General features: G+C 72.6%; 6 protein-coding genes. 2 read left to right on the top strand and 4 right to left on the bottom strand.

Going from position 1 to position 10,631, the window contains the following annotated elements; translation table 11 throughout:
- A partial coding sequence (gene pyrG, locus GKQ77_RS19085) for a CTP synthase (protein WP_219690125.1) occupies positions 1 to 1,570 on the bottom strand: 1,570 nt, incomplete at its 3' end.
- A gap of 469 nt (positions 1,571 to 2,039) precedes the next feature.
- Here pyrG and GKQ77_RS19080 point away from each other — a divergent pair.
- Entirely contained in the window at positions 2,040 to 3,851 is a 1,812-nt protein-coding gene (locus GKQ77_RS19080; protein ID WP_219690127.1) for a glycoside hydrolase family 15 protein, read from the top strand.
- Here GKQ77_RS19080 and GKQ77_RS19075 read toward each other — a convergent pair.
- A complete protein-coding gene (locus GKQ77_RS19075; protein WP_219690124.1) occupies positions 3,848 to 5,374 on the bottom strand; it encodes an APC family permease in 1,527 nt (508 codons plus the stop codon). The genes GKQ77_RS19080 and GKQ77_RS19075 overlap by 4 nt on opposite strands.
- Before the next feature lie 172 nt (positions 5,375 to 5,546).
- Here GKQ77_RS19075 and GKQ77_RS19070 point away from each other — a divergent pair, with 172 nt between their 5' ends.
- Positions 5,547 to 7,190, top strand: coding sequence for a PucR family transcriptional regulator (locus tag GKQ77_RS19070; protein WP_219690123.1), 1,644 nt, complete (start codon positions 5,547 to 5,549; stop codon positions 7,188 to 7,190).
- Between the two features lie 31 nt (positions 7,191 to 7,221).
- On the opposite strand, the gene GKQ77_RS19065 is transcribed toward GKQ77_RS19070, so the two are convergent.
- Both GKQ77_RS19065 and recN read right to left on the bottom strand, forming a co-directional pair.
- Entirely contained in the window at positions 7,222 to 8,391 is a 1,170-nt protein-coding gene (locus GKQ77_RS19065; RefSeq protein ID WP_219690122.1) for a glycosyltransferase family 4 protein, read from the bottom strand.
- Between the two features lie 292 nt (positions 8,392 to 8,683).
- Positions 8,684 to 10,411, bottom strand: coding sequence for a DNA repair protein RecN (recN, locus tag GKQ77_RS19060; RefSeq protein ID WP_219690126.1), 1,728 nt, complete (start codon positions 10,409 to 10,411; stop codon positions 8,684 to 8,686).
- Positions 10,412 to 10,631: the final 220 nt, after the last annotated feature.

The following is a 10,631-nucleotide window of genomic DNA, read 5'->3' as shown; positions in this document are numbered from 1 at the left end:
GCTCCGGGTGCGCCTGGGTGGCGACCAGGTAGGGGTGGACCTCGCGGGGGTACTCGACGTACTCGACGAGCTTGCCGTCCGGGGAGGTGCCGGAGAACTGGATCCCGGCCTTCTTCTCCAGGTCGGCGCGGTAGGAGTTGTTCACCTCGTAGCGGTGGCGGTGGCGCTCCTCGACGTACTCCTTGCCGTCGTACACCTCACGCGCGATCGAGCCCTCGGCCAGCTTGGCCGGGTACATGCCAAGGCGCATGGTGCCGCCCATGTCGCCCTCGCCGGCGACGATGTCGAGCTGCTCGGCCATGGTGGAGATCACCGGGTGGGACGTGGCGGCGTCGAACTCCGTGGAGTTCGCGTCGGGGATGTCCGCGAGGTTGCGGGCCGCCTCGATCACGATGCACTGCAGGCCCAGGCAGATGCCGAGCAGCGGCACCTTGTTCTCGCGGGCGTAGCGGATGGCGCTGACCTTGCCGTCGACGCCGCGCTCGCCGAAGCCGCCGGGGATGAGGATCGCGTCGACGTCGCCGAGCTGCTTCTTGGCGCCCGCGGCGGTCTTGCAGTCGTCGGAGGTGACCCACTTGACCTTGACGCGGGCCTTGTTCGCGAAGCCGCCCGCGCGCATCGCCTCGGTCACCGAGAGGTAGGCGTCGGGCAGGTCGATGTACTTGCCCACGAGCGCGACGGTGACCTCGTGGTCGGGGTTGTGCACGCGGTCGAGCAGGTCGTCCCACTGGGCCCAGTCGACGTCGCGGAAGGGCAGGTCGAGCTTGCGCACGACGTAGGCGTCAAGGCCCTCGGTGTGCAGCACCTTCGGGATGTCGTAGATCGACTTGGCGTCGATGGCGGCGACCACGGCGGCCTCGTCGACGTCGCACATCAGCGAGATCTTGCGCTTGATGGCGGTCGGCACGTCACGGTCGGCGCGCAGCACGATCGCGTCGGGCTGGATGCCGATGTTGCGCAGGGCGGCGACCGAGTGCTGGGTCGGCTTGGTCTTCAGCTCGCCGGAGGGGCCGATGTAGGGCAGCAGCGAGATGTGCACCACGAAGACGTTGTCCCGGCCGACCTCGTGGCGGACCTGGCGGACGGTCTCCAGGAACGGCAGCGACTCGATGTCGCCGACCGTGCCGCCGACCTCGGTGATGACCACGTCGACGTCGTCGGTGGCCATGCGGCGGATGCGGTGCTTGATCTCGTTGGTGATGTGCGGGATGACCTGGACGGTGTCGCCCAGGTACTCACCGCGCCGCTCCTTGGCGATCACCTGGGAGTAGACCTGGCCGGTGGTCACGTTCGCGGAGCCGTCGAGGTCGACGTCGAGGAAGCGCTCGTAGTGGCCGATGTCCAGGTCGGTCTCGGCGCCGTCGTTGGTGACGAACACCTCACCGTGCTGGAAGGGGTTCATCGTGCCCGGGTCGACGTTCAGGTACGGGTCGAGCTTCTGCATCGTGACGCGCAGGCCACGCGCCTTGAGGAGCGCACCCAGGCTCGAGGCAGTCAGACCCTTGCCGAGGGAAGAGGCGACACCCCCGGTGACGAAGATGTGCTTGGTCGTCTGGGATTTGGGCTGCATGGCCAAGAGGGGGCTCCCGTGGTCGCGGTCTGGAAGGTGCGTACCGGCGGCCTCACCGGGGATCCGGGGGGAGGTGCCGTCGCTGCGGTTCGGGGGTTCTATGACCACCGGCTCACGGGCTACCAGGGTATCAGCGCCCGGAGGAGGCTGCTTCCGGCCACGCTCCGCCATCAGGCGCACACAGCGCCGTCACAGGACCCGCACGCCCCCCGATCCCCCGCGACACCGCAGGACACCGGGGCACACCCCCTCTCACCTGCCGCTCACCCGTTCGGCCGCGCCTCGTTGCCGGGAGGGGCGCGCAGATCACCAACGTGCGTCGTATCCTGCTCGGACACTCGCTGCCGAGCCCCCTCCGGCACACGGCACCACCCCGCCTTGCACCCGGAACAAGCGCTCGGCAACGATCACTTGACCGCTGACCAGTAAGTAAGCGCCCCGCGGGGCGAACGTGGCCGTTCGACTGGAGATGCACGTGGCCGGGCGCATCGAGGACTACGCACTCATCGGAGACATGCAGACCGCAGCCCTGGTCTGCCGGGACGGCACAGTCGACTGGCTGTGCCTTCCCCGCTTCGACTCCCACGCCGTTTTCGCCGGCCTGTTGGGCACCGAGGAGCACGGCTTCTGGCGCCTCGGGCCCGCGTACGCACCGGATTCGCAGCCACCCACGGCCGCTCGCCGCACCTATCGCGGCGACTCCCTGGTGCTCGAATCGGAGTGGGACACCCCGCGCGGCACCGTCCGCGTGATCGATTTCATGCCGCCGCGCGACACCGACGCTCCCCAGCTGGTGCGGATCGTCGAGGGCGTCACCGGCCGGGTGCCGATGCGCTCGGCACTGCGGATGCGTTTCAGCTACGGGCGTGTGGTTCCCTGGGTGCACAAGGTCGACGGCCGCACGGTGGCCGTCGCGGGGCCGGACTCCGTATGGCTGGATACCGACGCCGAGACGTACGGCAAGGACCTCACCACGTACTCGGACTTCACGGTCTCGCCGGGTGAGCGGATCGCGTTCACCATCTCGTGGCAGCCCTCGCACAAGCAGCAGCCCGCCATGCCGGAGCCCGAGGCGGCGCTCACCGCCACGGAGGACTTCTGGCGCGACTGGGTCGACCACTGCACGTACCACGGGCCCTACCGGGAGGCCGTGGTCCGCTCGCTGATCACGCTGAAGGCGCTGACCTACGCGCCGACCGGCGGCATCGTCGCGGCCCCCACCACCTCGCTCCCCGAGGACATCGGGGGCTCGCGGAACTGGGACTACCGCTTCACCTGGCTGCGCGACGCGGCGATCACGCTGTCGTCGCTGCTGCGCACCGGCTACCGCGAGGAGGCCCGCGCCTGGCGCGAGTGGCTGCTGCGCGCGGTGGCGGGCGACCCGGAGAACCTCCAGATCATGTACGGCATCGCGGGCGAGCGCGAGCTGGGCGAGACGGAGCTGGACTGGCTGCCCGGATACGAGGGCTCCCAGCCGGTCCGGGCGGGCAACGGCGCCGCCCACCAGCTCCAGCTCGACGTGTACGGCGAGGTCACCGAGGCGCTGCACCTGGCGCACATGACGGGCCTGGCCCGCAACGACTACGCCTCGCTGCTCCAGCTCAAGCTGATCCGCTACCTGGAGGACCACTGGGACGAGCCGGACGAGGGCATCTGGGAGGTGCGCGGCCCGCGCCGCCACTTCGTGCACTCCAAGGTGATGGCCTGGGTCGCCGTGGACCGCACCATCAAGCTCCTGGAGTCCGGGGACGCGGACGGCCCGCTGGAGAAGTGGCGCGAGCTGCGCGACGACATCCACCGGGACGTGTGTGAGAAGGGTTACGACCCCGAGCGCAACACCTTCACGCAGTCCTACGGCTCCAAGGAGCTGGACGCCTCGCTGCTGCTGATCCCGCAGATGGGCTTCCTGCCGCCCGACGACAAGCGCGTCATCGGCACCATCGAGGCGATCCAGCGGGAGCTCTCGACGTCGGACGGGTTCATCCTGCGCTATCCGACGGCCGGTGAAGACGCGGGCGTGGACGGCCTGGAGGGCGACGAGGGCGCGTTCCTCGCCTGCTCGTTCTGGATGGCCGACGACCTGGCGATGATCGGCCGGGTCGACGAGGCCCGCAAGCTCTTCGAGAAGCTGCTCGCGCTCCGCAACGACCTGGGCCTGCTCGCCGAGGAGTGGGACCCGCGGCTCCAGCGCCAGGTCGGCAACTTCCCGCAGGCCTTCAGCCACGTGCCGCTGATCGACACGGCACTGCGGCTGACGGCTTCGGGGGCGTACGGCGGTTAAGGCGCCGCTTGTCGGCTCGGGACGGCGGCGGGTTTCCCGTCGCCGTCCTCGCGTTCGGCCGCGTCCTCCAGGACGACGCGGCCGATGATCTCGTAGCGCCGCGGGTGCCTGGCGCGCAGGTACACGCCGAGGGCGAGGCCGCCGAGGAAGACGAGGCCGACGATCCACGGGATGGCCTTGAAGAGCAGCGAGTCCGCCGCCGAGCCCGCCGCCGTATCCATGTTGATCACCAGCAGGACCACCACGGCGATCATCCCGAGACCCCCGAGGAGCGGCGCCACCAGCGTCTTGAACCAGTGCCGGTCCTCGGGGTGGTTGCGCCGGAAGTAGCCGATCACGGCGAACGAGCAGAGCGTCTGCACGATGAGGATCGCCATCGTGCCGAGGATCGCCAGCAGCGTGTACAGATGGATGTACGGGTCCTGGCCGGTCAGCCAGAAGGCGGCCACCAGGGCGACGGCGATGACCGACTGGACGTACGAGGCGATGTACGGGGAGCCGTGCGCGGGGTGGGTGCGGCCCAGGGCGGGGTGCAGGAAGCCCTCGCGCCCGATCGCGTACAGATAGCGCGACGCGCACTGGTGGAAGGCCATCCCGCAGGCGAACGAGCCGGTGATCAGCAGCCACTGGAAGGTGTCCACCGCCCACGCGCCGATGAACCTGTGCGCGGGGTCGAAGAACAGGTCGAGCGGCGTGGCCGACCGGGAGATCTCCACCGAGCCGGACAGGCCGTTGCCCGCGATCGTCATCCAGGAGACGTAGATATAGAAGACGCCGACGCCGACGACCGAGACGAGGGTCGCGCGCGGGATGACGCGCTTGGGGTCGCGGGACTCCTCGCCGTACATCGCCGTCGACTCGAAGCCCACCCACGACCAGAAGGCGAAGAACAGACCGAGTCCGGCCGAGGTGCCGGTGAAGGCGTTCTCGGGGTTCAGGGGCTCGACGGGTATGCCGTCGGGGCCGCCGCCGTGGAGCAGGACAGCGGTGGCGACGGCGAAGAGGACGGCGATCTCCGCGACGAGCATCACGCCGAGCGCCTTCGCGGTGAGGTTGATGTCGAAGTACGCGAGGACGGCCGTGGCGGCGAGCATCGCGGCCGCGTAGACGATCCACGGCAGGTCGAGGCCGAGCTGGTCCTCCACGGTGGTCTGCGCGAAGTACGAGAAGACGCCGACGATCGACGCCTCGAAGACGATGTACGCGAGGACGGCGAGCATCCCCGAGGCCATGCCCGCGATGCGGCCGAGGCCGTGCGAGATGTAGCCGTAGAAGGCACCGGCGGCGGTGATCCGCTTGGCCATGGCGACGTACCCGACGGAGAAGACCGTCAGGACGAGCGTCGCGAAGAGGTAGCCGGCGGGGGCGCCGGTGCCGTTGCCCGCGCCGACGGCGATCGGGAGGTTGCCGGTCATGGCGGTGATCGGCGCGGCGGTGGCGACCGCCATGAAGACGACACCGACGACGCCGACGGAGTTCGCCTTGAGGCGGTGGACCTCGGGTGTGCTCGGTTGCTCTGACATGTGATCGGGCATGGCGGGCACCCTGCCGGTGACGTGACGTACGCCACAAGCGACAGGGGGTCGCGCAATTTCCGCCCGGAGGCGACGAGTTGTCGCCCCGCCGGGGGCCGCCGGGGGCCGCCGTGACCGGTCGGAGATGTTCCGGTGCAGTGCGCCCCGGTAGCGTCGCGCCATGGACAGTCAGGGCACTCAGGGCGGCATCACCGTGCAGCGCGCGCTGGAACTTCCGGGGCTGCGCGGCGGGCTCCCCGAGGTCGTCGCGGGCGCGGACCGGCTGCAGCGGACGGTGCGGTGGGTGCACGCGGGCGAGGTGCCCAACATCGCCTCCCTGCTCAAGGGCGGCGAGCTGCTGCTCACCACGGGGCTCGGGCTCGGGGCGCGCCCGGCCGAGCAGCGCGCCTTCGTGCGCAAGCTCGCCGAGCGGGGCATCGCGGCGCTCGTCGTCGAGCTGGGGCCGCGCTTCGCACGGCTTCCCGCGGCGATCGTGGAGACGGCGCGGGCCGCCGGGCTCCCCCTGGTGCAGCTGCACCGCGAGGTGCCGTTCGTGACGGTCACCGAAGAGGTCCACACGGAGATCGTCAACGGCCACTACGCGCTGCTCCAGCAGGCCGAGGAGGTGCACAGGCGGTGCACGGAGGCGCTGCTGAGCGGCGGCGGCATCCCCCAGGTCCTCGCCATCCTCGCGGAGTTCAGCGGCAACCCGGTCTTCCTCGAGACGGCTGACGGGCAGCTGCTCTACGCGGCCGCGGCCGGCACGGAGTGCGCGGATCCGCTCCAGGTGTGGGAGGGGCTGCGCGGGCGGACCGTCGAGCGGGACGGTCCGCCCGCGGGCGCGGTCCTCGTCGACGTGCCGGGCGGCGGGCCCGGCGCGGGCTCGGTGCGGGCCCGGCTCGTGCTGCTCGCGGTGGAGGCGGCGCCGCTGCCGGTGCACCGCATCGCGGCGGAGCGTGCGGCGAGCAGTCTGGCGGTGGTGCTGATGCAGGCCCGCCAGGAGGAGGAGCTGGCGGCACGCGGCCGCGGTGACTTCCTGACCGACCTCGCGGAGGGGAGGATCGAGCCCGACGACGCCCCGGCGCAGGCCCGCGTCCTCGGCTTCCGGCCCGGCCCCGAGGGAAGCCCGCTGCTGCCGGTGGTGATGCGGCTCGCGGACGGCCTGCCGACCGGGGGCGGCTGGGCGGTGCTCGCACGGGCGGTCGCGGAGGAGCTGGCGTCCGTGGGCGTGCCGGTGCTCCTTGGCGTACGTCCCGTCGAGGGCCGGGTGCCCCTGCTCCTCGGCCTGCGCTCGGAGACCGAGCGGACCGCGGTGGCCGACCGGGTCGCGGCGGCGCTGCGGGCCGGTGTGGAGCGGGCGGGGATGCGGCGGCCCGGGGCGCAGCCGCCGGTCGTCGTGGTGGGCGTCGCGGGCGGCTGGGCAGCGGCGTCGGCGGGGCTGCGGCACGCGGCGGAGACGGCGACGGCCGCGCAGGGCCTGCCGGACCGCCCCTGGTACGACGCGCGGCGCCTCGACATCGACCTGCTGCTGTGGCGGCTGCACCGCCATGACGAGGACGGGGTCCTCGCGGCGTTCGTGGACCGCGCGATCGGCCCGCTGCGCGCCCACGACGAGCGCTCGAAGCCGCCGCTCCTGCCGACGCTCCAGACGTTTCTGGCGCATGCGGGCCGCAAGGCGGAGACGGCGCGCGAGCTGCATCTGAACCGGCAGACGCTGTACAACCGCCTGGCCCGGATCAGCGAGCTGCTGGGCACGGACCTCGACGACCCGCAGACGGTCCTGGCGCTGAGCCTGGCGCTGCGGGCGCGCAGGCATGTGACGTAGAGCTCTCTCAGCTGTAGGGCACCAGCTGGGCTCAGCTGTACGGCACCGGCTGCGTCAACTCGTCGTACACGCTGAGGACTTGGGTCACCGTCTCGTCCTCGGTCGGCCAGGTGGCGGCCTGGGCGGTGCCCCTGTTCCTCAGCTCCGCCCTGCGGACCGGGTCGGCGAGCAGGCGGACGACGGCGGTGGCGAGGGCCGCCGCGTCCTCGCGGGGGACGAGTTCGGCGCCGTCGCCGACCAGTTCGGGGACGCCGTCCACCGCGACGGCGACGAGCGGCACGCGCGCGTGCAGGGCCTCCTGGGCGAGGACGGGGCGGGAGTCCGGGCTGCCGGGCAGCACCGCGAGGTCGGCGGCGGCGAGGAGTTCGGGGACGTCGTCGCGGCGCCCGACGAGGCGGACCGGAAGCTGCTCGTCCGCGATGCGGTGCTGGAGGGCGGGCCGCTCCGGGCCCTCCCCCGCGACGACGAGGAGCGGCAGCGGGTCCAGGTGCCGCCACGCGCGCGTGGCGTCCAGGAGTACGTCGTAGGCACGCCCCCGCTCCAGGGCGCCGACGGCCAGGACCAACGGACGGTCCACGGCGCCCAGTTCGGCGCGGGCCTTGTGGCGGCGGCGCTCCGGCTCCTCCTCCGTGGCCTCGGGGAGGCGGGTGCGGCGGGGCACGGGCAGCACGACCGCGGCGAGGCGGGCGTCCCTCGCGCCCGACCTGCGGGCCCGGTCGACGAGGTCGGACGAGGCGCCGAGGACCACGGTGGCGGTCTTGGCGACGCGTCTCTCCAGCATCCGCAGGACGCGGGCACGGGCGCCCGCCGCGTGGGCGTGGGCGTGGTGGTGCCAGGTGACGACGAGCGGGGTGCGGCGCCCGGTGAGCGCGAGGACGGCACGGAAGGCGGCGTGCAGGCCGTGCGCGTGTACGAGGTCGGCGTCGGCGCAGGCCACGCGGAGTGCGGCCACCGATGCGGGGTCGCCGCTGCGGGGCACGTGGACGTGGCGGGCGCCCGTGCCGGCGAAGTCGTAGGCGCGGACGGCCTCCTCCGGAGCGCATACGGTGACCCGCACGCCCCGGGCGGCGAGGCCCGCGGCCAGCGATCTGACGTGGGCGCAACTGCCCGCGCCGGCGCCGCCGAGTACCTGAACGGTGTGCAGCGGCGTCTGTCCGTGCGGTGGCTGTCCGTGCGGCGAGTGGCTGCTCACGTGGCTCACGCGGCCGGGGCTCCTGGGTCTGCGGCGGGCGGTTCCGCCAAGGATGCCAGGCGGGGTGCCGTTCCGGCACCGGCGAAAGGTCACTTCCGTGCGGGGTCGGCCAAGTCTCTCGGCGCAATCACCCACACGGGTGAGGTGTAGGCGTCCCGTAAGGGGCGCGAGGAACTGCGCGAGCAACCACAAAAAACCCGCAGACGCGTCTGCTCAGTAACTCGGCAGACGCGTCTGCGGTTTTTCGTCGGCTGAGCGCGCAGTTCCCCGCGCCCCTAACGGGGCGCCAGCCGAGGGAGCCTTAACCGTCCGACCTAGCGGTAGCGAGGAGTTCTTCGGCGTGGGCCCGCGCCGTTTCCGAGTCCTCCTGGCCCGCCAGCATCCGGGACAGCTCCCGCACACGGTCCTCGCCCTCAAGGACCTGGACCCCGGAGCGCGTCACCATGCCGTCGTTGGTCTTCTCGACCAGCAACTGCCGGTCGGCGAAGGCCGCGACCTGCGGAAGGTGCGTGACGACCACGACCTGCGCCGACTTCGCCAGCCGCGCGAGGCGTCGGCCGATCTCGACCGCCGCCTTGCCGCCGACGCCCGCGTCGACCTCGTCGAAGAGGTACGTGGGGACGGGGTCCGTGCCCGCGAAGACCACCTCGACGGCGAGCATCACGCGCGACAGCTCACCGCCCGACGCGCCCTTGGCGATGGGCCGGGCGGGCGCGCCGGGGTGCGGGGCGAGGAGCAGTTCCACCTCGTCGACGCCCGCGGGGCCGTACGCGACCGTGCGGCCGTCGACGACCACGCCGTCGGACCCCTCGGGAACCTCCGTGCTGCTGATGGCGATCGACACGCGCGCGTGGGGCATCGCCAGCGAGGCAAGCTCTTCGGTGACGGCCGCCGCGAACCGCGAGGCCGCCTCCTGCCGGGCGTCGGTCAGCGTCTGCGCGAGCCCCGCGAGTTCGGCCCGCAGCGCGTCCCGCTCCGCGACAAGCTCGTCCAGCCGGTCGTCGTCGCCCTCCAGCTCGGTCAGGCGCGCGGCGCCCTCCTCCGCCCAGGCGAGCACGGCGTCGATGTCGGCGCCGTACTTCCGGGTGAGCTGGGTCAGCGCGGCCCTGCGCTCCTCGACGGCGGCGAGCCGCAGCGGGTCGGCGTCGAGGTCGTCCGCGTACCCGGCGAGTTCGCCCGCCACGTCGCTCAGCAGGATCCCGATCTCACCGAGCCGTTCGGCGAGCGCGGACAGGGCCGGGTCGTGCGACCGTACGGCTTCTAGGGCCCTGGATGCCCCCGCGACGAGCGTGGAGGCGTCGACGATCTCCGGGTCCTCGGGGTTGCCCGCGAGGGCGGCGTGCGCGGACGTGGCGGCGGAGGCGAGTGCTTCCGCGTGGCCGAGCCGCTCGGCCTCGGCGGCCAGTTCGGTGTCCTCGCCCTCGCGCGGTTCGACGCCCCCGATCTCCTCCAGGCCGAAACGGAGCAGGTCCGCCTCCTGGGCCCGCTCCCGCGCGCGCGTGGTGATCTCGTCGACCTCGGCGGTGACGGCCCGCAGCCTGCGGTAGGCGGCCGTGTACTTGGCGAGCGGCACGGCGACCGCGTCGCCCGCGTACCGGTCGAGGGCGCCGCGCTGCCTGGCGGGCTTCAGCAGGCCCTGCTGATCGGTCTGCCCGTGCACGGCGACCAGGTCGTCGGCGAGTTCGGCGAGCAGCCCCACCGGCACCGAGCGCCCGCCGAGGTGCGCCCGGGAGCGCCCTTCGGCGGAGACGGTACGGCTGATGAGCAGCGCCCCGTCGTCCAGTTCGGCACCGGCCTCCTCCGCCCGCACGGCCGCCGAGGAGTCGGCGGGCACGGCGAGCCTGCCCTCCACCACCGCCGCCTTCGCGCCGATCCGCACCAGGGCGGGGTCCGCGCGCCCGCCGAGCAGCAGGCCAAGGCTCGTGACCACCATCGTCTTGCCCGCGCCGGTCTCACCCGTCACGGCGGTGAACCCTGGTGACAGCTCGACGACCGCGTCGTCGATGACTCCGAGCGACCGTATCCGCATCTCCTCCAACACGGACACGACCTTACGAGGTCGGCGGGCCGGTGTGCGACGGGCCCTCGGCTCCTTTCGCGAAGGCGCAGGTGGCGGCGGCGCACCGGCGCCCGCTGTCACCCGCGGGAGTGGGCCGCGCGGGGTCGCTCGCGGAAGCCGTGCGCGGGAGCGTGCCGTGGGGGTGGGGTTAACCCCAGCAAGATCCACCGGCCCGCCACATGGCCCCCTC

The organism is Streptomyces anatolicus (assembly GCF_019400875.1).
Lineage (GTDB): Bacteria > Actinomycetota > Actinomycetes > Streptomycetales > Streptomycetaceae > Streptomyces > Streptomyces anatolicus.
The sequence above is the reverse complement of the archived record's forward strand: the minus strand, read 5'-3'. Positions and strand labels throughout refer to the sequence as shown.